At 63.2% G+C, this 25,435-nt stretch carries 27 protein-coding genes; 9 read left to right on the top strand and 18 right to left on the bottom strand.

Translation table 11 applies throughout. The features are described from left to right. From QZ213_RS05850 to QZ213_RS05840, 3 genes are all read right to left on the bottom strand, one after another. On the bottom strand, positions 1-284 hold a 284-nt coding region (locus tag QZ213_RS05850), incomplete at its 3' end, for an LLM class flavin-dependent oxidoreductase (protein WP_291685114.1). Positions 285-436: 152 nt separating this feature from the next. Beyond that, positions 437-1,993: a long-chain-fatty-acid--CoA ligase gene (locus QZ213_RS05845; RefSeq protein WP_291685113.1), complete on the bottom strand. Its 1,557-nt coding sequence runs from the start codon at positions 1,991-1,993 to the stop codon at positions 437-439. After that, positions 1,990-2,682, bottom strand: coding sequence for a TetR/AcrR family transcriptional regulator (locus QZ213_RS05840; protein WP_291685112.1), 693 nt, complete (start codon positions 2,680-2,682; stop codon positions 1,990-1,992). Before QZ213_RS05840 ends, QZ213_RS05845 begins: the two co-directional genes overlap by 4 nt. Positions 2,683-2,775: 93 nt before the next feature. Between QZ213_RS05840 and QZ213_RS05835 the strand changes: the two genes are divergently transcribed. The 6 genes from QZ213_RS05835 (at position 2,776) to QZ213_RS05810 (ending at position 7,717) form a co-directional block, all read left to right on the top strand. Further along, positions 2,776-3,960 carry a lipid-transfer protein gene (locus tag QZ213_RS05835; RefSeq protein ID WP_291685116.1) on the top strand — a complete coding sequence of 395 codons (1,185 nt, stop codon included), beginning with the start codon at positions 2,776-2,778 and terminating at the stop codon, positions 3,958-3,960. 9 nt (positions 3,961-3,969) lie between these two features. Beyond that, on the top strand, positions 3,970-4,413 hold the full coding sequence (locus QZ213_RS05830) for a MaoC family dehydratase N-terminal domain-containing protein (protein WP_291685111.1): 444 nt from the start codon (positions 3,970-3,972) through the stop codon (positions 4,411-4,413). 8 nt (positions 4,414-4,421) lie between these two features. Beyond that, on the top strand, positions 4,422-4,838 hold the full coding sequence (locus QZ213_RS05825; RefSeq protein ID WP_291685110.1) for a MaoC family dehydratase: 417 nt from the start codon (positions 4,422-4,424) through the stop codon (positions 4,836-4,838). A 13-nt stretch (positions 4,839-4,851) separates the two neighbouring features. Further along, entirely contained in the window at positions 4,852-5,679 is an 828-nt protein-coding gene (locus QZ213_RS05820) for an SDR family oxidoreductase (RefSeq protein WP_291685109.1), read from the top strand. Positions 5,680-5,743: 64 nt separating this feature from the next. After that, positions 5,744-6,889, top strand: a complete 1,146-nt coding sequence (locus QZ213_RS05815) for an acyl-CoA dehydrogenase family protein (protein WP_291685108.1) — start codon at positions 5,744-5,746, stop codon at positions 6,887-6,889. Between the two features lie 48 nt (positions 6,890-6,937). After that, a complete protein-coding gene (locus tag QZ213_RS05810; RefSeq protein WP_291685107.1) occupies positions 6,938-7,717 on the top strand; it encodes an enoyl-CoA hydratase-related protein in 780 nt (259 codons plus the stop codon). A 30-nt stretch (positions 7,718-7,747) separates the two neighbouring features. Here QZ213_RS05810 and QZ213_RS05805 read toward each other — a convergent pair whose 3' ends face one another. From QZ213_RS05805 to QZ213_RS05780, 6 genes are all read right to left on the bottom strand, one after another. Continuing rightward, positions 7,748-8,542, bottom strand: coding sequence for an enoyl-CoA hydratase (locus tag QZ213_RS05805; RefSeq protein ID WP_291685106.1), 795 nt, complete (start codon positions 8,540-8,542; stop codon positions 7,748-7,750). A gap of 11 nt (positions 8,543-8,553) precedes the next feature. Continuing rightward, the gene (locus QZ213_RS05800) at positions 8,554-9,744 is read right to left on the bottom strand and encodes a CoA transferase (protein ID WP_291685105.1); all 1,191 of its coding nucleotides are present in this window, start codon (positions 9,742-9,744) and stop codon (positions 8,554-8,556) included. Positions 9,745-9,784: 40 nt separating this feature from the next. Further along, positions 9,785-10,849 (bottom strand): ABC transporter ATP-binding protein, encoded by a 1,065-nt coding sequence (locus QZ213_RS05795; protein WP_291685104.1) that lies wholly within the window; start codon positions 10,847-10,849, stop codon positions 9,785-9,787. Further along, on the bottom strand, positions 10,846-12,582 hold the full coding sequence (locus QZ213_RS05790; RefSeq protein ID WP_291685103.1) for an iron ABC transporter permease: 1,737 nt from the start codon (positions 12,580-12,582) through the stop codon (positions 10,846-10,848). Before QZ213_RS05790 ends, QZ213_RS05795 begins: the two co-directional genes overlap by 4 nt. Positions 12,583-12,598: 16 nt before the next feature. Further along, on the bottom strand, positions 12,599-13,666 hold the full coding sequence (locus tag QZ213_RS05785; RefSeq protein ID WP_291685102.1) for an extracellular solute-binding protein: 1,068 nt from the start codon (positions 13,664-13,666) through the stop codon (positions 12,599-12,601). Between the two features lie 191 nt (positions 13,667-13,857). Beyond that, the gene (locus tag QZ213_RS05780; protein WP_291685101.1) at positions 13,858-14,820 is read right to left on the bottom strand and encodes an alpha/beta hydrolase; all 963 of its coding nucleotides are present in this window, start codon (positions 14,818-14,820) and stop codon (positions 13,858-13,860) included. Positions 14,821-15,036: 216 nt separating this feature from the next. On the opposite strand from QZ213_RS05780, the gene QZ213_RS05775 reads away from it, so the two are divergent. Further along, complete coding sequence (locus QZ213_RS05775; protein WP_291685100.1) at positions 15,037-15,243, top strand: hypothetical protein; 207 nt, start codon at positions 15,037-15,039, stop codon at positions 15,241-15,243. Positions 15,244-15,462: 219 nt separating this feature from the next. Then, positions 15,463-15,672: a cold-shock protein gene (locus QZ213_RS05770; protein WP_291685115.1), complete on the top strand. Its 210-nt coding sequence runs from the start codon at positions 15,463-15,465 to the stop codon at positions 15,670-15,672. A gap of 110 nt (positions 15,673-15,782) precedes the next feature. Here QZ213_RS05770 and QZ213_RS05765 read toward each other — a convergent pair whose 3' ends face one another. Together QZ213_RS05765 and QZ213_RS05760 are read right to left on the bottom strand one after the other, a co-directional pair. Beyond that, a complete protein-coding gene (locus QZ213_RS05765) occupies positions 15,783-16,211 on the bottom strand; it encodes a hypothetical protein (protein ID WP_291685099.1) in 429 nt (142 codons plus the stop codon). Between the two features lie 323 nt (positions 16,212-16,534). Next, positions 16,535-17,713, bottom strand: coding sequence for a hypothetical protein (locus QZ213_RS05760; RefSeq protein WP_291685098.1), 1,179 nt, complete (start codon positions 17,711-17,713; stop codon positions 16,535-16,537). Positions 17,714-18,063: 350 nt separating this feature from the next. On the opposite strand from QZ213_RS05760, the gene QZ213_RS05755 reads away from it, so the two are divergent. Continuing rightward, positions 18,064-18,687 (top strand): LuxR family transcriptional regulator, encoded by a 624-nt coding sequence (locus QZ213_RS05755; protein WP_291685097.1) that lies wholly within the window; start codon positions 18,064-18,066, stop codon positions 18,685-18,687. A gap of 246 nt (positions 18,688-18,933) precedes the next feature. On the opposite strand, the gene QZ213_RS05750 is transcribed toward QZ213_RS05755, so the two are convergent. The 7 genes from QZ213_RS05750 to QZ213_RS05720 form a co-directional block, all read right to left on the bottom strand. After that, a complete protein-coding gene (locus QZ213_RS05750; RefSeq protein ID WP_291685096.1) occupies positions 18,934-19,179 on the bottom strand; it encodes a hypothetical protein in 246 nt (81 codons plus the stop codon). Between the two features lie 119 nt (positions 19,180-19,298). Beyond that, positions 19,299-21,824 (bottom strand): hybrid sensor histidine kinase/response regulator, encoded by a 2,526-nt coding sequence (locus QZ213_RS05745; RefSeq protein ID WP_291685095.1) that lies wholly within the window; start codon positions 21,822-21,824, stop codon positions 19,299-19,301. Between the two features lie 5 nt (positions 21,825-21,829). After that, positions 21,830-22,243 (bottom strand): response regulator, encoded by a 414-nt coding sequence (locus tag QZ213_RS05740; RefSeq protein WP_291685094.1) that lies wholly within the window; start codon positions 22,241-22,243, stop codon positions 21,830-21,832. Positions 22,244-22,321: 78 nt separating this feature from the next. Then, positions 22,322-22,741, bottom strand: a complete 420-nt coding sequence (locus QZ213_RS05735; RefSeq protein WP_291685093.1) for a hypothetical protein — start codon at positions 22,739-22,741, stop codon at positions 22,322-22,324. A gap of 327 nt (positions 22,742-23,068) precedes the next feature. Further along, on the bottom strand, positions 23,069-23,461 hold the full coding sequence (locus QZ213_RS05730) for a response regulator (protein ID WP_291685092.1): 393 nt from the start codon (positions 23,459-23,461) through the stop codon (positions 23,069-23,071). 227 nt (positions 23,462-23,688) lie between these two features. Next, complete coding sequence (locus QZ213_RS05725) at positions 23,689-24,405, bottom strand: Crp/Fnr family transcriptional regulator (RefSeq protein WP_291685091.1); 717 nt, start codon at positions 24,403-24,405, stop codon at positions 23,689-23,691. A gap of 201 nt (positions 24,406-24,606) precedes the next feature. Beyond that, positions 24,607-25,284: a Crp/Fnr family transcriptional regulator gene (locus QZ213_RS05720; RefSeq protein ID WP_291685090.1), complete on the bottom strand. Its 678-nt coding sequence runs from the start codon at positions 25,282-25,284 to the stop codon at positions 24,607-24,609. Positions 25,285-25,435 lie beyond the last annotated feature (151 nt).

Here is a 25,435-nt window from a genome sequence, read left to right as displayed (position 1 = left end):
CCAGCGTCCTCGGCCATGTAGAACGGGTTCTCGTAGCGCATGTCGATCACCGCCGTGCCGATCTCGATGCGGCTGGTCTTCGCGCCGACGGCCGCGAGCAGCGGGAAAGGCGAGGCAAGCTGGCGGGCGAAGTGATGGACTCGAAAATAGGCTCCGTCTGCGCCCAAATCCTCGGCGGCAACGGCCAGGTCGATGGATTGCAGCAGCGTGTCTGCGGCCGAGCGGGTCTGTGATTGCGACGAGGGCGTCCAGTGCCCGAACGAGAGAAAGCCGATCTTCTTCATGCGGGCAATATATTGCTATCCGGCTTGGTTTGCGACCGTCGACGTCCGAGAATCCTCTCTCTCCGCCAGTCCGGAATTCCTTCCCACAATTCAGGGGGAACCGAGCGCGCGCGGTCGAGCGCGTTGAGGGCGCGCTGAACGCGCGATCCGGCCTAGCTGACGCGCCGCTCCCGGTTTTCCCAGAACGGCTTGCGCAGCTCGCGTTTGAGCACTTTGCCGGCGCCCGAGAGCGGCAACGGGCTGTCCCTGAGATCGACGCTGCGCGGGCATTTGTATCCGGCGATCAGCGTCTTGCAGAACTCGATCAGCTCATTGGCCGAGACCTGCGCGCCGCTCTTGAGCACGACCACGGCATGGACCTGTTCGCCCCAGCGCTCGTCGGGGATGCCGACGACGGCGCATTGTGCCACGGCGGGATGCTGGGAGACGGCGTTCTCGACCTCGACCGAATACACATTTTCGCCGCCGGAAATGATCATGTCCTTGACCCGGTCGACGACGAAAACGAAGCCGTTCTCGTCCATGTAGCCGCCGTCGCCGGTATGCATCCAGCCGTCGATCACGGCGCGCGCGGTTTCCTCCGGCCGCTCCCAATAGCCCATCATGACGTTGTCGCCGCGCACGACGATTTCGCCGACGGTGCCGAAGGCAACGGGCTTGTCGTCGGTGTCGACAATGCGCACCTCGCAGCCGAGCGTGGCGCGGCCGGCGGCGCGGTGCCGGCCCTTGGCGCGGGCCTCGCCGATGTGCTCTTTCCAGTGCAGCAAGGTCGCGATCGGCGATAATTCGGTCATGCCGTAGGCTTGGGTGAATTGCGCGTTCGGCAGCGCCTTCGTGGCCCGGTCGAGCACGGCCTCGCTGATCGGCGAAGCGCCATAGACGAGATTCCTCAGCGACGACATGTCGTGGGAGGCCAGCGCGGGGTGATCGACCAGCATCTGGATCATGGTCGGGACCAGCAGCACGTCGGTGACGCGCTCGTTCTGGACCACGGCCATCACGCCTTCCGGCGTGAACGACTGGATCATGACGTTAGAACCGCCGCTGAGCAGCAGCGAATACATCGCCGCGCCATTGGCGAGGTGAAACATCGGGGCGGCATGGAGATAGACGGCGGTGGACGGAAACAGGCCTTCGCCCAGCGCGTTCAGCGCATTGGCCATCAGGTTGCCGTGGCTGAGCATCACCCCCTTCGAGCGGCCGGTGGTGCCGCCGGTGTAGAAAATCCCCGCGAGATCCGCCGCGGTGCGCATGGCATCCGGGATCGGCGCGCTTGCCGCCAGCAGCGCCTCGTAGCTTTCCGTTCCGGCCGGGGCGTCGCCGTCGTCGGCATAGACCAGCTTCAACCCGGGAAGCGCTTTCGCCAGTTCCGCGCCGGTCGCGGCGAACGCCTTGTCGACCACCAGCACGTTGGCGCGGCAATCGCGCATGGCGTCCTCGTTTTCGAGCGGGCTCCATCGGATGTTGAGCGGCACGATCACCGCGCCGGCCCATGACGTGGCGAGATAAAGCTCGAGATAGCGATCGGAGTTGAGCGACAGGATCGCGACGCGGTCGCTGGGATTGGCGCCGAGCGCGCGAAGCCCGGAGGCCAGGCGTGCTACCCGCTCGCCGACCTCGCGCCAGTTCCGCCGCCGGCCGCCGAACACCGTCGCGAGGCCGTTGGGATTGATCTGCAATGCCCGCCGTAATCCATGAGTCGTATTCACCGTGTTCCTCCGCTTGATTTTTTGCGTTTTGCGGGCGTTGACGCCACCCGTCTTGTCGATTTTACCGCTAACCCCTCGGTCAGCCGTTCCGTGAATTCACCGGCGATGGCTTCGGCCGACATCGCGCCATCGCGTTGAAACCAGTGCCCGATCCAGTTCAGGGATCCCGCGATGACGAACGCCGTCATCTTCGGATCGCACGGCCCGATCGAGCCGTCCGCGATCCCGTCGGCGATGTATTTCCGGAACGTGCGGTCGATGCTCCGCTTGGCCGCGCGGACAACCCTGCTGTTTTTTTCGGTCAGGTCCCGCGGGTCGAACCGCACCAGGCTCGCGCCGTAGTCGGTGGTCATCACCTCGGCATAGGCGCGGATCAGCTTGCGGAGCTTGTTGAGCCCGGTGCCGCCGGCGGCGTCGATCCCGGCGATGAAGTCGTCGACGCGCTCCTGTCCCAGCGCCCAGCATTCGAACAGGATGTCTTCCTTGCCACGAAAGTAATTGTAGAGCGCGGGCTTGGTGATGTTCAGCCGCTCGGCGACCTCGTTCAGGGTCGCCCGGTGATAGCCCTGCTCGAGAAACAGATGCACGGCGGTCCGCAACACCGCATCGCGTTTCTCGTCGCGGGCGCGGCGGCGGCTTTCGAACGGCATCCACGGAGAGGAATCGGAAGAGGGGCCGCGCGCGTCCATATCGATTTCCGCCCCTCCCGGATTGACTTGGGTGTCGTGGACCGTATATTACCCGCTGGTAATAAAAAGTCCAATGGGTAATTTACGGAGGATCTGATGTCTCGCGTGTATGTTGCCGGCGTCGGCATGATCCCGTTCGTCAAACCCGGCGCCAACGAGCCCTATCATGTGATGGGTGCGACGGCGACGAAGCTGGCGCTCGATGACGCCGGCGTTGATTATGGCGTGATCCAGCAGGCCTATGTCGGCTACGTCTACGGCGACTCCACCTGCGGGCAGCGCGCGCTGTATCCGGTCGGAATGACCGGCATCCCGATCGTCAACGTCAACAACAATTGTTCGACCGGTTCGACCGCATTATTCCTCGCCCGCCAGGCGATCGAATCTGGCGCGGCCGATTGCGTGCTGGCGCTCGGCTTCGAGCAGATGAAGCCCGGTGCGCTGGGTTCGGTGTTCACCGACCGGCCGAGCGCGTTCGCCGATTTCGACGCGGCGGCCGGCAAGCTGATCGATGCGCCCGGTGTGCCGCTGGCGCTGCGCTATTTCGGCGGCGCCGGCCTCAGTCACATGAAGAAATACGGCACGCCGCTGGAGGCCTTTGCCAAGGTCCGCGCCAAGGCGAGCCGTCATGCCAGGAACAATCCGCTGGCGCTGTTCCGCAAGGAAGTCACCGCCGACGACGTCATGAAGGATCAGGTGATCTGGCCCGGCGTGATGACGCGGCTGATGGCGTGTCCGCCGACCTGCGGCGGCGCCGCGGCGGTGCTGGTGTCGGAGAAATTCGCCAGCCAGCATGGCCTGCGCCAAGATGTCCGGATCGCCGCCCAGGCGATGACTACCGACACGGCCTCGACGTTCGGCGCCGGCGACATGATGCAGGTGGTCGGCTACGACATGGCGCGGGACGCTGCGAAGCGCGTCTACGAGACCGCCGGCATCGGTCCTGATGATCTCGACGTGGTCGAGCTGCACGATTGCTTCGCCCAGAACGAATTGATCACCTACGAAGCCTTGGGCCTGTGTCCCGAGGGCGGTGCGGCCCGGTTCATCGACGATGGCGACAACAGCTACGGCGGCAAGATCGTCACCAATCCCTCCGGCGGCCTTTTGTCGAAAGGACATCCGCTCGGCGCGACCGGACTTGCGCAATGCTACGAGTTGACGCGCCAATTGCGCGGCACCGCGGCGGCGACCCAGGTCGATGGCGCGCGACTGGGGCTGCAGCACAATCTCGGCCTCGGCGGCGCCTGCGTGGTGACGCTGTATGAGCGGGCGTGAGGATCAATCATGGTCGATCCATCCGCCGTCGGGCGCAGCTTTACGCCTGTCACCGCGCGCGTCGAGCCCGGGCGCCTGCGCTTCTTCCTAAATACGCTCGGAGAACAAAATCCGGTCTATCGCGATGAGGCGGCCGCGCGCGCCGCGGGCTATTCGGCGAGGCCGATACCGCCGACCTATCTGTTCTGCCTCGAGCTGATGGATGCCGAACGCCCGTTCGAGTTCCTCACCGAGTTGAACATCGATCTCGCCCGCGTCCTGCACGGCGAGCAGCGCTTTACTTACCACGCGCCCGTGGTGGTCGGCGACACCCTGACGTTCAAGTCGCGCGTCACCGGCGTCGCCGACAAGAAGGGCGGCGCGATGACGATGGTGGTCGTGGAAACCGAGGTCACCAACCAGCATGGCGCTCACGTCGCCGACACCGCGCGCACCATCGTGGTGCGGAATTAGGGGGCGTGATGAGTGAAATGGCTATCGATCATCCAGCGGTCGGCGAGCGCGTCGTCTACAAGACGTTCCCGCCGATCACGCGTCACACGCTGGCGCTCTATTGCGGCGCCTCGGGCGACCACAATCCGATCCATGTCGACATCGACTTCGCCAGGGCGGCCGGATTTCCGGACGTGTTCTCGCACGGCATGCTGGTGATGGCCTATCTCGGCCAGGCGCTGACCGACGCGATCGCGCCTTCCCGGATCCGGTCGTTCTGGACGCGCTTTGCGGCAATCACCCAGCTCGGCGCGAGCTTGACCTGCGAGGGTCATGTGACCGAATTGATCGAATACAAGGGCGAGAAGCGGGCGAAACTCGCGCTGACGACCAAGGACGAGGCCGGCGAAATAAAACTCGCCGGCGAAGCCATCATCGCACTCTGACCGGGAAGAACGAATGTCAAAACTCAGTGGTAAAGTCGCGCTCGTCACGGGATCGGGCCGCGGTATCGGCCGCGCCATCGCGCTGAAGCTCGCAAGCGAGGGCGCCAGGGTCGTGGTCAACGATCTCGATGCCGCGCCGGGTGATGCGGTTGCCGCCGAAATCAAGGCGGCCGGCGGCGAGGCGATCGCGATCAACGGCAGCGTTTCCGAACCGGGCTTCGCCGACCGCTTTGTCGGCGCCGCCATGGACAAATTCGGCGGCCTCGACATCATCGTCAACAACGCCGGCTACACCTGGGACTCGACGATCCAGAAGATGACCGACGAGCAGTTCCAGGCCATGCTCGACGTGCATCTGGTGGCGCCGTTTCGCATTCTGCGCGCCGCCGCCGAGCCGATCCGGATCATGGCAAAAAAGGAAGCCGAGGCCGGCCGCGAAGTATTCCGCAAGGTCGTCAACATCTCCTCGATCGCCGGCCTCTACGGCAATGCCGGGCAGGCGAGCTACTCCTCGGCCAAGGCGTCGCTGGTCGGGTTGACGCGCACGATGTGCAAGGAGTGGGGCCGCTACAAGGTCAACGTCAATTGCGTGGCCTTTGGCCTGATCAATACCCGCCTGACCCAGCCGATCGAGGCCCAGCAGAAGACCATCGACGTCGCCGGCCGCGACATCAAGGTCGGCGTGCAGCCCCAGATGCTCGACGCCATGGCCAGGATGATCCCGCTCGGCCGCGGCGGCACGCCGGAAGAGGCCGCCGATGCGGTTTATCTGTTCTGCAGCCCGGAATCGAACTACATCAGTGGTCAGGTGATCGTTGCCGGCGGCGGCCTGCTGATTTGAGCTGGTGCCGGCGCCGGCCGACGAACATCCGTAACCACACTCTATATAATGAGGCGAAAGCGCCATGAATTACCGCTCATCCTGGATGACCGAGGAGCTGGACGTCTTTCGCGACCAGTTCCGCAAGTTTCTCGCCAGGGATCTTGCTCCACATGCCGAGAAATGGCGCGCTCAAAAGATGGTCGATCGCTCGGCTTGGCGCGCGCTGGGCGAAATGGGCGCGCTGCTGCCGAGCGTCCCTGAAGCCTATGGCGGGCTGGGTGCGACGTTCGCCTACGACGCCGCGGTTCTCGAGGATCTCGAAAGTGTCGTGTCCGATGTCACGACCGGGGTGTCGGTGCATAGCGCCATCGTGGCGCATTACATTCTGAATTACGGTTCCGAGGAACAGAAACGTCGCTGGCTGCCGAAAATGGCGACCGGCGAGTTCATCGGCGCCATCGCCATGACCGAGCCCGGGACAGGGTCCGACCTGCAGGGAGTGCGGACGACCGCGAAGAAGCAGGGCAATAATTACGTGATCAACGGCCAGAAGACGTTCATCACCAACGGCCAGGCTGCCGACCTGATCATCGTCGTCGCCCGCACCGGCGGCCCGGGCGCCAAGGGTCTCTCGCTGATCGTGCTGGAGGCGGAAGGGAACGACGGTTTCCGGCGCGGGCGCAACCTCGACAAGATCGGGTTGCACGCGTCCGACACGTCCGAATTGTTTTTCGACAATGCGATTGTGCCGCCCGAGAATCTCCTGGGCAGCGAGGAGGGCAGCGGCTTCGTTCAGTTGATGCAGCAATTGCCGCAGGAGCGCCTCGCGCTTGCCATTGGCGCCGTCGCCTCGATGGAGCGCGCGATCAAGCTGACGACCGACTACACCAAGGAGCGCAAGGCTTTCGGGCAACCGATTATCGAGTTCCAGAACACCGGTTTCAAGCTCGCCGAGCGCAAGACGGAAGCCGTGATTGCGCGGGTTTTCGTCGACTGGTGTGTGGAGCGTCTCGTCGCGGGCGAACTCGACACCGTGACCGCGTCGATGGCGAAGTGGTGGTGTTCACAGAAGCAAATGGAGACCGCCGACGAATGCCTGCAGTTGCACGGCGGCTACGGCTACATGCAGGAATATCCGATATCCCGGATGTTCGTGGACTCGCGCATCCAGAAGATCTACGGCGGCACCAACGAGATCATGAAGCTCTTGATCGCGCGGTCCTTGTAGCGCGATCAGACCCACCGGAATGCCGGCCAAGACCAGGAGCGATGAACGATGTCGATGGTTCTCACCGAACGGCGCGGGTCCGTCACGATCCTTACTCTCAACAATCCCGCGCAATATAACGCGCTCGCTGGCAGCCTCCTGAGCGAGCTGAGCCGCGCGCTCGATGTGGCGATCGCCGACTCCGCGGTGCGGGCGATCTTGCTGACTGGGGCGGGCAAGGGATTTTGCGCCGGCGCGCAACTGGGCGGCGGCAACACCTTCGAGGCCGGCGAGCAGATCGGCGACCACATGCGCGCGAGCATCAATCCGGTGATCGAGAAGATGCGCGGCTCGCCGACACCGATCGTCGTCGCCGTCAACGGTGCCGCCGCGGGCGCCGGCGTCGGCATTGCGCTGGCCGGCGACATCGTGATCGCCGCGCGCTCGGCACGCTTCATCCTGAGCTTTGTCCGGCTCGGGGCTGCCCTCGATGGGGGCACGTCGCTATTGCTGCAGCGATCAATCGGCGTCGCCCGGGCGCGGGCGCTTGCGCTGCTCGGTCAGCCGCTCGATGCCGAGAAGGCGGAGCAATGGGGCTTGATCTGGAAAATGGTGGAAGACGCCGATCTCTTGAACGAGGCACTGGCGATCGCGCAGTCGCTTGCCGACGGCCCGCCGGTCAGTATGGCGCTGATCAAGAACCAGATCGACGCGGCGTGGGATGCGCCGTTGGCCGCAACGCTCGACAACGAGGCAACGTCGCAGTCGCGCGCCTTCCGGACAGCCGACCTGCGTGAAGGCGCCGCCGCCTTTGTCGAGAAGCGCCCGGCGCGCTTTACCGGCCGATGAAGGGTTGACCGGCGGCGGTTTGTTTACGCCTTACCGCGCGCGAAACGCCGGCTTGCGCTTTTCCATGAACGCGGTGCGCCCCTCGATATAGTCCGCCGACGCAAAGCAGGCATCGACGGCCGCTTGCGCCGCGACAAGGTTGCGCCTCTCGGGATCCTTGGTCGCTTCATTGACGCACAGCTTGACCGCATTGATGGTCAGCGGCGCGTTGCCGCCGATCGTTCCGGCATAGTCGCGCACATAGGTGTCGATGTTCGCGGCCGGGACCACGCGGTTGACCAGCCCCATCTGCAGGGCTTCCGTCGAGTCGAACTGCCGCGCCGTATAGAAAATTTCCTTGGCAAAGGACGGACCGACGATATCGACCAGCCGCTTGATGCCGTCATAGGCGTAACCGAGCCCGAGCTTGGCGGCGGGCACCGCGAAGCGGGAACCCTCCGCCGCCAGCCTGAGATCGCAGCATAGCGCGACGCCGAGCCCGCCGCCGATGCAATAGCCCTGGATCATCGCGATCGTGGGCTTTTTGAACTCGATGATGGCCGCGTTGGCAAGTCCCGCGATCCGGTTGTATTCCAGCACGGTCTCGGGCGACGAACGCTTTTCCCCGAACTCAGAAATATCGGCGCCGGAAATGAACGCCTTGCCGCCGGCGCCGCTCAAGACCACCACCCGGACCCCGTCGTCGCTTGCGAATTCGGACATGATCTCCGGGACTGCCTTCCACATGTCGACCGACACGGCGTTGTGCCGGGCTGGATTGTTGAATTGCATCCAGCCGATCGGCCCGTCCTTTTTGGCGATCATCCGCTCGGTGCTCGTTTTCATGGCAGTCTCCTTCAGACGATCTTGCGGTCGCGGAATTCGGCAATCGACTTGTCGTTATAGCCGTATGCCCTGAGGATTTCTTCGGTGTGCTCGCCCTTTTCGGGCGTCGCGCGCGCAATCCGGCTCGGCGTGCGCTTGAGTTTGACGGGCTGGTTGACGACCGCGATATCGCCCAGCGCGCCATGGTGAACCGGCGCGGCCATGCCGAGATGCTGGACCTGCGGGTCGGCAAACACCTCGTCCATCCGATTGATCGGACCGCAGGGGACGCCGGCCTTGTTAAGGTTCGCGATCAATTCGCTGCTCGACTGCTTCTTTGTCACGTCGGAGATGATCTGGTTGATCGCCGCCCGGTTCTTCGAGCGCGCCGAATCTTCGGCGAAGCGCGGGTCCGTGAGCAGGTGGTCGAGCCCGAGCGTTTGGCAGAAACGCGTGTAGATGTGCTTGCCGGCGGCGGCGATATTGATGTGGCCGTCGCTGGTGGGAAACACGCCGGTCGGAATGCTGGTCGGGTGGTCGTTGCCGGCCTGGCCCGGCACGTCCCTGGCGATCAGCCAGCGCGCGGCCTGGAAATCCAGGAGCGAGATTTGCGCGCCCAGCAGCGATGACTGCACCCACTGACCTTCGCCGGAAACCTCGCGCTCCAAGAGCGCGACCAGGATTCCCATCGCGCAGAAGATGCCGGCGCCGAGATCGGCGACGGGAATGCCGACGCGCACCGGGCCCTGGCCCGGCAAGCCCGTGATCGACATCAAGCCGCCCATGCCTTGCGCGATCTGGTCGAAGCCCGGCCGCTCGCGATAGGGGCCATCCTCGCCGAAGCCGGAAATCGAGCCGTACACGATGCGCTTGTTGATGGCGCGAAGGGTCTCGTAATCGATGCCGAGGCGGAATTTCACGTCCGGCCGGTAGTTCTCGATCACGACATCGGCACTCTCCACCATCTTCTTGAAGATGGCGACGCCATCAGGTTCCTTCAGGTTGAGAGTGAGGCTGCGCTTATTGCGATGCAGGTTCTGGAAATCCGGCCCGTGCCGCGGCCCGCCCATGTCGCTCTCGTCGAGTCCCTTGGGCAGTTCGATCTTGATGACGTCGGCGCCCCAGTCGGCCAGTTGCCGCGCGGCCGTCGGACCCGCGCGCACCCGGGTCAGATCGAGCACCTTGAAACGGGCGAGCGCCTGCGAGGCGGGAGTGAAAGACATCGGATTTGCTCCTGTTGCTTTTATGGGGAATTGAGCGGGATCACGCGATCAGCGCCATCTGACGCGGTTCGAACTCGAGCCAGGCGCTGGCGCCCACGGGAATATCGTCCATCGGCGAAGCCATCACCCGGAGCGGCGAGGTGCCGTCGCGCGGACGGACGACATAGTCCCAATGTTCGCCGAGGAACGCGCGCTCCACCACGACGACGCCGACCGAGGCAGAGCCGTCGGCCGGCGGTCTGTCCGAAAGCCGCATGCTGTGAGGCCGCACCGAAAACACCGCCTTACCCGCTGAAGGCACATCGCGCTCGAAGGCGGCGCGCGGCAGCGCAAAGCCGTCGAACGAAATCTGCTGCCCGTCGGTAACACCCTCGATGAAGTTGGTCCGCCCGATGAAGCCCGCCACGAACCGCGTCTTCGGCCTGTCATAGAGCGCGCGGGGGTTATCGACCTGCTCGATGCGGCCGTGGTTCATGACCGCGATGCGATCCGACGTCACCATCGCTTCGGCCTGATCGTGGGTGACGTAGACGGTGGTGACGTGAAATTCGTCGTGCAGGCGGCGGATCTCGAACCGCATCTCCTCGCGCAAGGTCGCGTCCAGGTTGGACAGCGGCTCGTCCAGCAACAGCACCGAAGGCCGGATCACGATCGCGCGGGCCAGCGCCACCCGTTGCTGCTGGCCGCCTGAGAGTTCGGCGGGATAGCGGTCGGCCAGGTGGTTCATGTGTACGACTTCCAGCATTTCGCCGACCCGGCGTTTGACTTCGGCCTTGGCGATCCTGCGCAGCTCGAGGCCAAAGGCGACGTTCTGTTCGACCGTCATGTTCGGCCAGATCGCGTAGCTTTGGAAGATCATCGACATCTGGCGCCGGTCCGGCGGCACCGAGCCTGCGGGCGAGGAGAGAATCTGGCCGTCCATCTCGATGGTGCCGAGTGTGGGATCGATGAAGCCGGCGATCATCCGCAAGGTCGTGGTCTTGCCGCAGCCGGAAGGCCCCAGCAGCGAAACGAATTCACCGGATTGCAGCTCGAGGCCGATATCGTCGACCGCGAGAAAATTGCCGTATCGCTTGCTGACGCCGGTCAGTCTGAGCCTGCTCAACTATTCCTCCGCAGCATGAAGTCGCGTCCGATGATCTTGGAGCCGATGGCGGCGATCGCCACGGTGACAACCAGCAGGATGACGCCGAGCGCCGCCAGCACCTCGAAGTTGCCTTCCTCCGAGAGGTCGAACAGCATCACCGAGATCACCCGCGTGTTGGGCCCGACCAGGAAGATCGCCGAGGACAATTCCCGCGTCGCCGGGATGAAGACCAGGATCCAGGCGCCGGCGAGGCTTTTCTTGAGCAGCGGGATCAGCACCTTGCGGATGGCGAGAACACGGCTGCCGCCGAGGATCCGCACCGCCTCTTCCATTTCCGGGTTGATGCTGCGTAATCCTGCCGCGCTCGAGGTGTAGGCGATCGGCAGAAAGCGCGTGGTGAAGCCCAGGATCAGGATCGTGGCGGTGCCATAGAGCGCCAGCGGCGGCGGGGCGTAGGCGGCATAGAAGCCGATCGCCAGCACGATCCCGGGAACCACGAACGGCGCCATGCACAGGAACGCCAGCAAATTGCTGAACGGCACCAGCTTTCGATTGACGACATAGGCGATCGCCAATGTCAGGCTGATCGCGGCGAACGCGGTCACGGCCGAATAGGCGAAGGTGTTGAAGATGGTCATCTTGGCCTGGGTTTGCTCGACCAGCAGATAGTAGAAATTGTGCAGGGTCAGATTGTCGAGGCTGAAGCCGCGGCCCCAGGCTTTGGCGAAGGCGGCCTGCAGCAGCACCAGCATCGGCAGGAAAACCGACAGCGCGCAGACCATCAGCGCGTATCCGAGCATGACCCAGCGCCATGGCCCCAGCGCGATCATCCGCCGCTCGCCGCCCTTGCCGGTCACGGAGGTATAGCCGCGGCGGCCCAATATCCGGCGCTGCAGCCAGAACATCAGCACGGTAATGGCGAGCAGCGGCATCGAATAGGCGGCGGCTTCCTCGACGCGAACAGGATATTCGAAGAATTGCCAGAGCTGTGTCGACACCACGTTGAAGCGGGCGGGCAGCGCGATCAGCGCCGGCGCGCCGAACAGCGCAATCGCTTCGAGAAAAGAGATGATGATGCCGCCGATGATTGCCGGCGTCACCAGCGGCAGGGTGATGCGCAGCGTGGTCCGCAGCGTGCGGGCGCCGAGGATGTTCGCCGCATCCTCCATTTCGGATGACACCAGGTCGAGAGCCGAACTGGTGAAGACGAAGGTGTAGGGGAACGAGGTCACGGCGATCACCAGGATCAGGCCGGTCATCGAATAGATATTGAAGACGCCGTGCGACGCGCCGGTCAGCGCCATCCAGACCTTGTTCAGCCATCCGGAATTGGGTCCCGCCAGCAGGATCCAGCCGATGGCGCCGAGATAGGGCGGCGTCACGAAGGCCGCGAACACCATCAGGCGGACGAATGCCTTGCCCGGCATGTCGGTGCGGGAAATCGCCCAGGCGATCGGAACCGCAAAGCAGGTGGCCAACACGGCGACGCCGACGCCGAGTTCAAGCGAGTTCAACAGCGATTGCAGATGCCGGACATTGCCATAGGCGGTCCGGTAATTGGCGAGCGTAAAGCGGCCGGTATCGGTCTCCTGCAGGCTCGAAATGATCAGCCGCAGAACCGGATTCAGGATCAGGAAGGCGAGCACCGCGATCAGGGCCAGCCACAGCAGGACGCTGGCGTCGAGACGCCTCATTCTTGAAGCGAGACCGGAGAATTCCAAGGCGCGCAGGTCGAGCGAGTTGTCGGTCACGTTATCTACCCCGACCCTAGACGCCGAAGGTTTCGCGCCACTGCTTGATGACTTCCGGTATACCCTTGGTGATCTGTTCGACCGTCGGCCGGATGATCTTCACATCCTTGGCCGACTTGGCGCCCGCGGGCGCCGAGACTTCGGGCCGGATGGTTTCGTTGAAGTGATTAACCCAGATCGTGGAGGCGCCCTCGCTCAGCAGGAACTCCATGAACAGGCGCGCGGCATTGGGATGCTTGCAGCCCTTCATGATGCTGGAGGGTGCGATGATCAATACGGTGCCGTCGGTTGGATAGATCATGGCAAGCGGGTTGCCCTTCTGCACGCTCTCCATCAACGTCCCGACCGGCCCGGAGCCGGCGATGGCGCTTTCGCCGGCGTTCAGCATCGTGACGGTGTCGTTGATCGAGCGGCCGACCCGCGGATTGTTCTTGGCGAGCTTTTCGAAGAAGTCCCAGCCGTATTGATTGCGCAGCGTCAGCGCCCAGGTGCCGACATAGCCGCTGAAGCCGGGGTGGCCCAGCGCAATGTTGTTGTTCCATTTGGGATCGAGCAGGTCGGTCCAGTTCTTCGGCGCGTCCACTTCCTTCACTTTGGACGTGTTGTAGCCGATGCCGATCATGCCGGCCGAGGTGACGAAATAATAGCCGTCCGGATCGTAGTTCTTGTAGACGTCGAGCACCTTGCTTGAGTTCTCTGGAACGTATTTTTCGAACGCGCCGCCCGCTTTCAACGCGACGGAGTGACCGAGGTCGGTCGAACTGAGGACGTCACACTGAATGGCGCTGGCCTTGATTTCCTGGGTGACGCGCTGATAGGCGACCTGGGCGGTGGTGCGCAGCACGTTGACCTTCAGGCCGGGATAGATCGATTCGAAGCTACGGCCGAGCGCCTGGGCGGTGATGTCGTCGGACTGCGCGGTATACCAGGTCAGTTCGCCGCCTTCCTTCTTCGCGGCCTCGTAGAGTTCCTTCTCGTGGGGCGTCATCGTCGGGGCGGACTGTGCCAGCGCTTTGTTGGCGGCGCCGAGCACAAGAAACGCTGAACTGCCGAGAATGAAGTTGCGCCTCCGAATAGGGAACATGCGATCCTCACCTGAATTTTTGTTTGTTGTGGTGAGTATGCGGGCTTTTCTTTCGCGCTTCAATTCATTCCGCCGGAAAAGACCCTGCCACTTTGGAAGGGCAGCGTTGCGCTGCACCATCCGGCGCGAGCCCAGCGACGCCGCGTGAGCTGCATGAGCGCGATGAATGCCAACCGCGGCGGCCTGCGCGTTTACGCCCCGCGTTCGAGCATCGTCCTGAAATCGGAACGCGCGCGCTGCGCTTCGAGCCGCGCGGTTTCGGACGCGTCGCTTAGGCCGAAATAGCCGTGGATCAGGCCGGCGCCATGATGGTACTTCGTCGGCACGTCGGCGGCGGCAAGCGCTTCGGCATAGGCCCGGCCCTCGTCGCGCAGCGGGTCGAACCACGCCGTGCACACCACCGCCGGCGCGAGCCCTGCAAGGCTTTTTGCGCGCAAGGGCGAAACGCGCCAATCCTCGCCATGCCTGGCGTCATCGAGATAATGACCGGCGAACCACTGCATCACCGCGCGCGACAGGAAATAGCCTTCGGCGTTTTCCGCCCGCGACGGGAAGCGCGCGTTCTCGGTCGCGTCCGCGTAGCTTCCGGCGACGTCGGTGATGGGATAGACCAGCAATTGCGCGGCCAGACCGATGCCGGCGTCGCGGCAGCCGATCGCGACCGTCGCCGCCAGATTGCCGCCGGCGCTGTCGCCGGCGACGCCGAGGCGCGCGCTGTCTCCGCCGAACTCGGCAAGGTGCGCGAAGACGTCGCGCGCCGCCGCGAAACTATCCTCGAACGCGCCGGGGAATCGCGTTTCCGGCGGCCGGCGATAGTCCACCGAGACGACGACGGCGCCGGTCTCGATCGCGAGCAGACGCGCCTGGCGGTCATGGGTTTCGAGATCGCCGGCGACCCAGCCGCCGCCGTGGAAAAACACCACGGTCGGCGATGTCTCCTGCGAGATGCGGTAAACCCGCGCGGCCAGCGGCGCCGCCGCGCCCGCCACCTCGATATCCCGCACGCTCGCGACCGGTGGCGGCGGAACCGCGGCCCGCGCCGCGGCGAGCGCGCGGAGCGAATCGCGCGCGCTGTGCGGGGTCATCGTTGCGGGATCCCGCAACGGCAGCAGCGGAATGATCTGGGCAATGACGGGATCGAGTGGTGCAGTCATGCGAGCGGCCCTGGACGGTCAAAAAGGCGCGGCAGCATATCCCGCTCCCGTGCGACGGCAAGCCGGGCGGCGAATGGCGCTCCACGGCTTGTGTCGATGCGGGCGCGGGGTCGGGGAAGGGCCGCCCGGCAGCCGGAATCGTGCCCGCCGACAGGCGAGATTTGTTGCTTTGTGAGGCGGTTACGCCTACAAAGCCGCCTTCAAGGGAACCCCGCCATGGCCCACAATTACGCGATCAATGACGACGTCCATCACCAGCTCCAGGGACCGCAGGGCCGCGCCGTGGTCAAGGAACGCAGCATCTACACCATCGTCAGCTGCCTGCCGATCGAGTCGGACGGCCGCCCGCGCTACCGCATCAAGAGCAAGACCGAGAATGTCGAGCGCGTGGTGACCGAGGAGCAGATCAGCCGGCTCGGCTGATCAGCCATTGTCTGATTATTAGCATTTCGTCATGTAGCCCGGATTGGCTTGCTATTTGCCCAGGAGTGGCGTAAACGCCTCTCATTCGAGTTAATCGATTTGCTTGTTGATCGCGCCGAACCGGCTCTACTCCCCAAGAACATCGCTGAAACCGGATCAAGCCCGCGCGAAGCTCGTGCGGGCGGCACCCACGCATTTGCGCATCTTGGAGAAATAAAAATGGCTACCGGAACAGTTAAGTGGTTCAACGCGACCAAGGGCTTCGGCTTCATTCAGCCCGACGATGGCGGCACCGACGTGTTCGTGCACATCAGCGCCGTCGAGCGCGCTGGCATGGGCTCGCTCAACGAAGGCCAGAAGCTTTCGTACGAATCGAAGGTCGACAGCCAGCGCGGCAAGACCAGCGCTGAAAATCTTCGCGCCATGTGACGTCAGCTGAACCGAGATTACCCGCGGATGTACCGGGATCTCGGATCGGCAGTGTCCTAGCGAATAAGATCAAGCCCGCCGGTCAAACCGGCGGGCTTTTTTCGTGAAACCTATTGCGCCTTCTCATGCGCGGCGATGCCGACGGCCTTGTAGTCGTAGGTCGGATAGAATTCGGTGTGGTAGCTGCCCCAGGCGGTGTTCTCCAGGATGCGGTTGACTTCGCGCAGCCGGGACGCCGGCAGCCGCAGCGTCACGACCTGTCCGATCCCCATCATCACATACCAGGAGACGACTTCGACGCCCGGCGGCGGGAAGGCTTTGTAAAAGCCTTGCCTTTCGAGCTGGGCATTGAGTTCGCTCAGCGGGCGCGACTGGTCATGCTTGAAGAATATCGTCAGCATCACCCCATTGTCGGCGGTCGGCGCGGCGTTCTCGGCGGGCGCCGCCGCGGTCTGTGCACCGGCGTCCGGACCAAGCGCCAATACGGTTGTCAGCGCCGCGATCGCCAGCAATGAACCCTTCCAACGGCCCATGGCCATCTCCCTTTTCCGCGCGTCGCATCCGCCGGATATACGCGGACGACGATCATCGCAAACTCGCGGTCCGAGGGCCGGGTTCCTGACCGCGCCGTCAAGCCCGCAAATGTGAACCATGTCACAAGCGGCCGCCGGGTTAGGCGGTATTCAGGATCCGGGCCGGGGTCACTCCCAGATGGAGGACGGGGAAATGAGCACGCGGCGGATGGCCTTTTGGTGGTTCAGGTTTGTCGTCTCGGGACGATTCCTGGACAAATTCCTGAATTCGCGACGCATGAGGCAGAGCTAGCGGCCTGTGCGGGAACACGCGAGACGACAGCGCGCGCTTAGGCGCGCGACTTCTCGGGTTGCCCGGTCAGCTTTTTCAAAAGGGAGCCTCCGCCGGCCACGGCATCGCGGCCCTTATACGCCAGATAGGTCAGGCGTCCGGCGAGGGAATCATGGCTGCGCAGGCGGCGCGATCCCAGGACGTGGCCGACATTGTCGGGAAACCGCGCCACCTCGGCCTCAACCAGGGCAGCGATCGATGTCATCAGCGCTTCGAGCCGGATCCCCCAGTCGGATTGCTCGAGTTGATCGATGCGGACCTGCAACGCGTATTCGGTGTCGTAGATCTGGGTCAGGATCTCCTTGGCCACCATGACCCGGTTGTTCCTGAGCGCAACGCGCAGCGTCGCGCGCCTGTCTTCCAGCCGGTCCAGCACCATGGAGACCGTGATCGCATAGGGCGTTGCGGCGACGTCCGCGGCGTTCTTGCTGGACGCGGCCTTGGTGGCGAGGCGAGCCAGTTGCCAGGGAGTTTTGAGTCGCGTGGCCACCAGCGCCAGCGCGAAGGGAATTACGTCGGCATGTTTCTTTCCGAACGCATCGAGTAACGCCGTGATCTTGGCCACCTGCGCGTCGTCGAACTTCTTGATGGCGGCCGGCAGCGCCTGGTTGAACTTGGCCAGCGCATCGCACTCGCGCAGCACGGACTGCATCTTGGTCAGGTCGGCAAAGGCCGAGCGCGAAGCCGTGTAGGTCGCCAGCTTCTTGCGGGTCTGCTCGGCGCCGTCAGCCGAGCCCAGCGTGTTTTCCAGATATTTGACGACCTTGATCTGGAACGTGGCGGCGACCTGCCTTGCTTCCTTCTGCTTGTTGGAGAGCAGCAACTGGTCGATCTGCTTGATGTAGTCGCGCGCCATCGTCGGCAACAGATCCCGGCTGATCCACTCCCAGATCGCGGCGAGCGAACCTCGCTGTATCAGGCCGGAATTGGCATGCTCGGGAGCGCCATCGACAAGCAGCGGATCCAGCGGTGCAAAGAAATAGCGCGAGGGCATGTTGACGCGATTTTGCGTCGAGCCGTCCTTGCGGAACTCCGCGCGCAGCTTGGCGAGGAGTTCCGCGCACCCGGGCAATTCGCCTTCGGACGTCTCGATCCGCTCGAGTTCGGTCAGAAGACAGTTCCGCGTTAGCGGGGTCAGCCGCTGGAGAAACTCCTGAATCCGATCGGCGAGCGCCATGGCAACCGTGACTTCTGCGATTTTGATCAGCTACCGGGGCGCCTTCAAAGAAGGCGCGCGAACCCTGGCGCTATGGAACCACAAAAACAGTTCGCGCCAGATTAAGAAGTAAACACAGACCCCCGTGGAACTACGGTCATCTCGGGCTCGGCGGGAAAGCAGTTCTACGGTCAGTAGAACTACCGAAGTTTCTGTCGCAATTTAAGCAATCACGGCGCTTTTTGAATGGGTTGGCGCGATTTGCGGTTGGGGCGACTACGCTCCTGTTGCAGGCGGAAAACCGAAAACTCCGTATTCTTACTGAGTAAAAAATTAACCCTCAAAGAGCGCAGGCTCGTTAAACAAATAGTATGGGACATCAAGAAAACCGAATCACTGATTCGCCTTTCTCGAATTGGATCGAAAGCAGCGCGCCTCCCGACGACGACTTGGAAACTGTCCGGTTGTCTGCCGCGCGCACGCGCGCGATGGATGAAGCAGGCGCCGCGATCGCCCGGCAGCTCAACGGACCACTGACCGCGCTGTTGCTCTACATGGGCGAGATCAAGCAACACAGCCAGCAGCTCTCGCAGGCCGCGGGCAATCGGGTCTACCTGCAGCAAGTGGTCGAGAATGCCCTGCAGCAGACCGAGCGCGTCTGCGCCATGATCAAGCAGATAGCGGACACGCACGAGGAGCCGGCCGCCGAGTCCGGCCGCAAGGCTGGATGGGAGAAGCGGGCCGGCCGCGGCAAAGACGGAAGCCGCACGCCGGGCGTGATGTTCGCATCGAGCGCCGGCCAGAAGCCTCTGACCAGGCGCGAGCGCGAAGTCCTCAGCCTGATCAGCGAAGGCTATTCCAACAAGCAGGGCGCGCTGCGGATGAATATCAGCCCCAGGACGTTCGAAAGCCATCGCGCTGAGGCGATGCGAAAGCTCGGCGCGCGAAACACCGCGGACCTCGTCCGCCTGGCGCTGCTGCATCCAGCCGTCTAGCGCCTGATCGGTTCCGATTGAATCGGGACGGAGGCGCCAAATCCTTCTTTGACGCGTCTTCTTTGCGCGAATCTATCCAGGTGCGGGGCAGGCTTCGCTCGAAATCGCCATGATGTTGGGCGTCGCGCGGTGCGCCGGACTTTATGCGCCGGCCGCGCAATCGCTGCCTGATCGTCTTGAATCTTCGGGGTTCGGACTATTGCCGGCGATGCCGGGCGGTGCCCGCGCCGGGAAAGAGCGCGCTGCTCAGTAGAAGTCTTCCGCGAATGAATGAACGCGGGGCGCGGCGGGCCGCGAGACGTCGTGCTTCGGGGGGCTCGGGATGATCGTGATGGTCCAGCGTTGTGGGCCGCTCGACTTGCTTTCCAGCACCGAGCGAACGTGGCCCGTGACCGTCGATCCGCCCGACTTCACGGTCGCGGTTCTGCCGTTGAACTGCGCGATGCGAAAACGCCGGACTTCTTTCTGGTCGGCCGTTTCGAACGTAAACATGAAGTCTTCCTCCTTTGCTCACGCGACTATCGCCGTTTAATATTATCCGTGTATGAAAATGCGACGCCGTAGTAGTACGGCCGCAATCCTGCCGGGCGTTTCATGCTTGCCGTTCAAGGTCAGTCTTGCAGTTCCAGCGCCGCGGCCGATGCATAGGCCGCATCCATCGAATCCAGCAGCGCGCGATACTCAGTCTCGACGAGCCGCACCGAGTCGCGCTCGAGCCGCAGCGCGAGCCCTGCGAGGGCGCGGTAGCCGAACGTTCCGGCGCTGCTCTTGAGCGAATGCGCCTCCCGCCCGATTCTGGTCCGATCCGATTCGATTGAAAGTCCGCGCAGCCGTTTCAGCCGGGTCTCGGTCTCGACGGCGAATACCGTATGAACCTCGGAGGCCGCCTGCTCGCCGATCTCCCGGACCAACTCGCGGAACACTTCGCGATCGAGCATTGAAACCGCTTTGGCCGGCGTGGCCTGGTTCGGCGCCAGTGGCGGCGCCCCGTGTTCGGCGCGCGCTTTCGTCCCCGTCGGCGGCTCCGGCAGTACCCGCAATATCGCTTCCACCATGGCCTTCTTGCGCGCCGGCTTGACGACAAAATCGTTCATCCCGGCTTCGCGACAGGCCTGGACGTCCTCCGGAAAGGCGTTGGCGGTGAACGCGATGACGGGCACCGCGGACTGCTTTCCCCCGCGCGATCGAATGATGCGCGTCGCCTGCAGGCCGTCCATTTCCGGCATCCGGACGTCCATCAGGATCATGTCGTAGGTGAAGCGGTTGGCAGCGGTGACCGCCTCGGCGCCATCGCATGCCGTATCGGTCTGGATATCGAAATCCTTCAGCATCTTGGCCGCCACCAGGCGGTTGGTCGGATTGTCGTCGACAATCAGCGCCCGCAGCGGCCGATCGAACGCGGCGATCCTTGCGCTCAACGCCGCGTACACGACCTGATCGTTCTGTTCCGGCACCGGCACGTTCTCCGCCACCGGCAGGGTCAGGCTGAAGCTGAAGGTTGAGCCCTGTCCCAGCGTCGACACTACCTTGATCTCGCCGCCCATTTGTTCGACCAGGCGTTTGCAGATCGCCAATCCGAGCCCCGAACCGCCGAAGCGACGGCTGATCGAGTTGTCGGCCTGTACGAAGTTGACAAACAACGAGCCAATTTTTTCCGTGGCAATTCCGATCCCGGTATCGCTGACGGCCCACTCAACGGTTGCCTGCTGGACGTCGCGCGAGATGCAGCGCGTCGACACTACGATTTCGCCGGCCGCGGTGAACTTCACCGCATTGGAGACCAGGTTGAGCAGGATCTGGCGAATGCGGCCGGCATCGCCGATCATCGCCGGCGGCACGTTCGCGTCGCCGACAGTCCTGATCGTCAGCTCTTTCGCGAAAGCGCGCGGGCCGATAATGCTCAGCGCGTTCTGCACCATGGCTTCCGCGGAAAACGCGATGTGCTCTAGTGACAATTGGCCGGACTCCAGTTTGGAGAAATCCAGGATGTCGTTGAGGATTTCCAGCAGGCTGTCGCCGGCATTGTGGATGGCCAGCACGAAGCGCCGCTGCTCGTTGTCCAGGTTGGTTTCGAGCAGGGTCGTGGCCAGCCCCAGCACGGCGTTCATCGGGGTGCGGATCTCGTGGCTCATCATGGCGACGAAGGTCGACTTGGCCGCGTTCGCCGCCTCCGCGGCATGCATCAGGTGCTCGTGCCGGTTCCACCAGCGCGCGATCATGGCGGCGGCGACCAGCACCACGATCGTGCTGATCAGCGACATCACGCTCAGCAGCGTGGCCATGCCGCGCCAGCCGCGGAGCGCGCTCTCCTCGGTCTGCGAAACGACGACAAGCGCGGGATAGTTCGGGAGCATACGCGCGGCACGAAGCTGTGCGCGGTGGTCCGGGCCGCTGACCTCGCGGATGGTCCCGCCGGCGGCTAGTGCGCGCTGCCCGCCGCCCGATGATGGCTTGCCGATTTCGTCGGTGGGCGGAAAGTGAGCAAGCAACGTGCCGTCTTCGCGAACCAGCGAAATCGTGGTGTCCAGTCCGAGCGAAGTGGAGCCGAAGAAGTTCTCGAGGTATTGCAGCGACATTGCGCCGAGCAGCATCCCCATGAACGCGCCGTTCGGATCGTTCAGGCGCCGCGCAATGTAGATGTTCCAGGTGCCGCTGCCGCGATTCTGGACCGGCGTGCTGATGAAACTTTCGAGGTTGGGATCGGCCTTCAGCGTCTTGTAGTAGTCGCGGTCGGAGATGTCGACTTCGGGAATCGGCCAGTAGCGCGAGAAGTTGATCAGTTTGCCGTTGGCGTCGATCATCGTCACCGCGTCGACTTGGGGCAAGCCGGCGATCTTCTCCTTCAACAGAAAATGGGTCTCCTGATCGGAGGTCAATCCCCGGTAGGAGGCGCCGTCGGTAACTCCCTTGCGGGCGAGATAGTCGCCGACGCTCGACAACACGAGGTCGAGCGATTTGAACGAACGGTCCGCATTCTCGGCGAGCGTGAGGCTATAGCGCGCGAGATTGGCTTCGGCGGTCTGCAGCGTGTTCTCTCGCAGGTTTTGCAGGAAGATCAGGTCGGTACCGACGATGCTGCAGATCAGCGCCAGGGTAATGACGCCGAGAGCACCGAGCGAGCGTCTGGAGCGGAGCATTTGCGCTACCAGCCGACACGCGTTGCGAGCTTCTGCCTTTGGGTGTCGTTGGCGATCTGCGTCAGGGCGTTGCGCAGCACCGCGAGATTGATCGGCTTCGGGATTTGTGGGCAAAGATTGAGATCTAGGAAGTTTCCGATCTTGAGGGTTGCCTCGCAGGCCTCGCCCCCCGAACCGCTGATCACGATGATCGGCGTGCGGCATTTCATCTCCGCTAGCAGCTTGAGGACCTCTACGCCGGATTCCTCGCCCAGCGAAAGGTCGAGCGTGATGCAGTCGAAGCTGCGCTCGCGCAGCAGTCTGGCGGCCTCGCTGACGGAGTTCGCTCCGGTGGTCGCAAAACCCGCCTGCGAGGCGATCTTGCTGACGATCGACAGATGGAGGCTGGTGTCCTCGATCACGAGCAGTTCGTTGCGCATGTCGCTATCTCCGTTCCGGATTCGGCGCCCGTCCGCGTCCGCCGCGCAAACCACCGTTTTTCTTATACGAGCCAGCCTCTACTCCGGCGTAAATATCGCGTCCCGTAGAAATACGGAGAGCGCGCGGAAAGCCTCGGCATATAAACATCCGGGGTCATTCGTTGTCCCGTCGCAATGCACCCGGGTGATGACGGCCATCCGGATTCGCACATCGCGGGCGCGGGTGTCCGCGACGCGTGCCGCGCTGTCCCGTTCGGAGAAAAATCCGCAGGGCTTTTGCGGAGCCACGCTGTCGTCGTCGGCATTCAGGGCCTTGGCGATCATCCGTCGATACGCCGGATGTGCCGCGGCCTGTTCTTCCGTTACGCCGCAATGCTCCCGCATCTTCCTGTTCAGGAATTGTGCATAGAGATTGGCATCGGGAAGATTCGGCACAACAGCGGACCCGTCGCGGATGGCGCCGGGCTGCTCAAATTCGAGCCTGAGCTCCTTGCCCAATTGCCGGACCAATTTGCAGGGCCGCGGCGCGTCGCGGTCCGGAATCACAAGATGAAAGTGTTCCGGAATTCCCAACGAACTTTCCATCTCGACGGTTGCACCGTCGTCGGAAATCCTTCGCACGACGCAATCGATGACCGACCGGCCGAAATTGCAGACAGCCTTGCCGGGCAGCGGCTGTCATCGTTGAATTTATTCTCGGGCACGGGCAGCTACTTGCAGGTCGGTGTCGCCGCCCCAAAACGGGGTCGGCCACCCGGGCCTGAGCCGACGCGCGCTTGCCTTAGCGGGTTGCGAGCCCTCAGCGGCCGGTATCGGCGATATCTGCTAGGCGGCGGCGCCGGGAAACACTGCTTCCATCTTGGTCTTCAGCGTCGCGGCGTTGAACGGCTTGACGATGTAGTTGCTGACGCCGGCCTTCTTGGCGGCGATGACGTTTTCGGTCTTCGATTCCGCCGTTATCATGATGAAGGGTGTCTGCGAAAGTTCCGGACTAGCGCGGACTTCCCTGAGCAAGTCATAGCCGGTCATCGGCTCCATGTTCCAGTCGGAGATCACCAGGCCGTATTTCTTGCCCTGCATCTTGGCGAGCGCGGCCGAACCGTCGCTGGCATCGTCCACGTTCTCGAACCCGATCTGCTTGAGCAGGTTGCGGATGATTCGGATCATGGTGTTGTAGTCATCGACCACCAGGATCGGCATCGACAAATCAAAAGCCATGTCTCTACTCCGCGAGGTTCGTAATTTGCCTGGCACGGGTGCGAAAATCCCAGCATGCGAAAAATCTTCGACGATCTTTCGAACTCGCACTCGTCAGCATCGTGACAAGTAGCAGCGGTCATTGAACAGCGCGTTAATTCTGCGCGGAATAATTCTGCCGGCAGCAGCGCGGGAGGGCCGTAGTTATACGGGGCTGATCAGTCGAAACCATTTGTTGACCTTACGGCTCACGACAGGCAACGAGGCCGCAGCAGCCTGTTATACTGCGCCTTGACCGTCGCGTAGCATTCGCACGAGGTCTTGATGAGACCTTCGATGTTGAGGATCTCGATGTGCCCGCGGCTGTATTGGATGAAATTGGCCTGCTGCAGCGTGTTGGCTACCAGCGAAACGCTGTTGCGCCGTGCGCCGATCATTTGCGCCATCGCTTCCTGGGTCAGAACGAGCTTGGCGCCGCCTGACAGATCGTGGGCGTGCAACAGACATCGCGCCAGTCGGGATTCTACCGTGTGGGCGGCGTTGCACCCCGCGGTCTGCTGGATCTGCGCATATACCGCAAGCCCGTGGCGAACCAGCGTTGCCCGGAATGTTGCGCTTTGATCGGCCGCAGCGCGGAGCCGATCGACGTCCAGCGCCGAGGCGATGCCGGCAACCATGACCATCGCACCGTTCAGCGCGATCGGATCGCCGAGAGCGGAGAACGAGCCGAACACGCTGTCGCGTCCGATCATGGCGATCTGGACGTTCTCTCCCTTCGCAAGTTTCACGACAAGGGAAATCACCCCTTTGTGCGGCAGGTAGGCACGCCTGAGGGGTTCACCGACTTCGACCAGCATGCTTTCCTGGACCAGATCCACGGTTCGCAGATACGGACGGATCAATTCGAAATCGTCGGAGTTGAGCGCCGACAGGAATCCGTTGGGTGAACGGGGAGCTGAGTCCAAAGAAACCTCCTTCCTCAGGGGAGCACAACCGGTCTCCGATACCGTCGGCGCATATGCACGGCATTCGACGTAAAGGATGGGCTTTACACGTATCGTTGGCAAGAAAAAATGGCATATAGGTGCATAATCCTGCAAACGTTTCGTCGTGCGGCGTGTCGTCGCGCAATAGCGAGGCGCACCGGCTTTCGGTGCGGGAGCACCTCAATGCGAAATCTGCAGCAGCCGCTGACGATGCGCGTTGACAGCGCCATAGCACTCGCAGGCCGTCTCTCTCAGACCGTCCACGTTCGTAATATCGATGTAACCCCGGCTGTAACTTATTATTCCGGCCTGCTGCAGCGCATGGGCGACGATCGAAATCGCGTTGCGTTGGACGCCGATCAACTGTGCCAGGGAATCCTGAGTCAGCGGCAACGTGTCGTCGCCGCAGAGATCGCGTGCACGCAACAGCCAGCGCGACAGGCGAGCTTCGACCGGGTGCGAAGCGTTGCAGGCTGCGGATTGCTGGGCCAATGCAAGGAGTGCCTGCTCATGTCGCGCCACCACAGCGCGGAAAGTGACGCTACGATCGGCGGCCGCCCGAAAATCCGCAGCGTCGAGCACCGAGGCGGTCCCCGGCAGAACCACAACCGCCGACGTCAACGATATCCCGCCGTCGAGCGCAACCGCAGCGCCGAAAACGCTGTCACGCCCGATCGTCGCCGCCTCCACCGTCCGTCCATCCGAAAAGCGTACCATCATTGAAATGGCGCCGCTGTGCGGCAAATAGACATGCGTCAACGGGCTGCCAGCTTCAACCAGGACAGTTTCCCTGACGAGTTGGACGAGTTCGAGATGCGGACCGAGCGCCTCCAACTCCGCCGCGGGCAGCGCCTGCAACAGACAATTGAACGAAGGACGGATTGAAGGCATGGACTCTCCTGCCGGAAAGGCGGGAGCTCAACGGTCTCGCGTCACCTGTATCGTGTGTCGGACAGCATTGAACGATAGCCCGCCCGATCGATTACGCAAACAGCTAAGTTGCAAGCTG

The organism is Bradyrhizobium sp., from assembly GCF_017881085.1.
Taxonomy (GTDB): Bacteria; Pseudomonadota; Alphaproteobacteria; order Rhizobiales; family Xanthobacteraceae; genus Bradyrhizobium.
The sequence above is the reverse complement of the archived record's forward strand: the minus strand, read 5'-3'. Positions and strand labels throughout refer to the sequence as shown.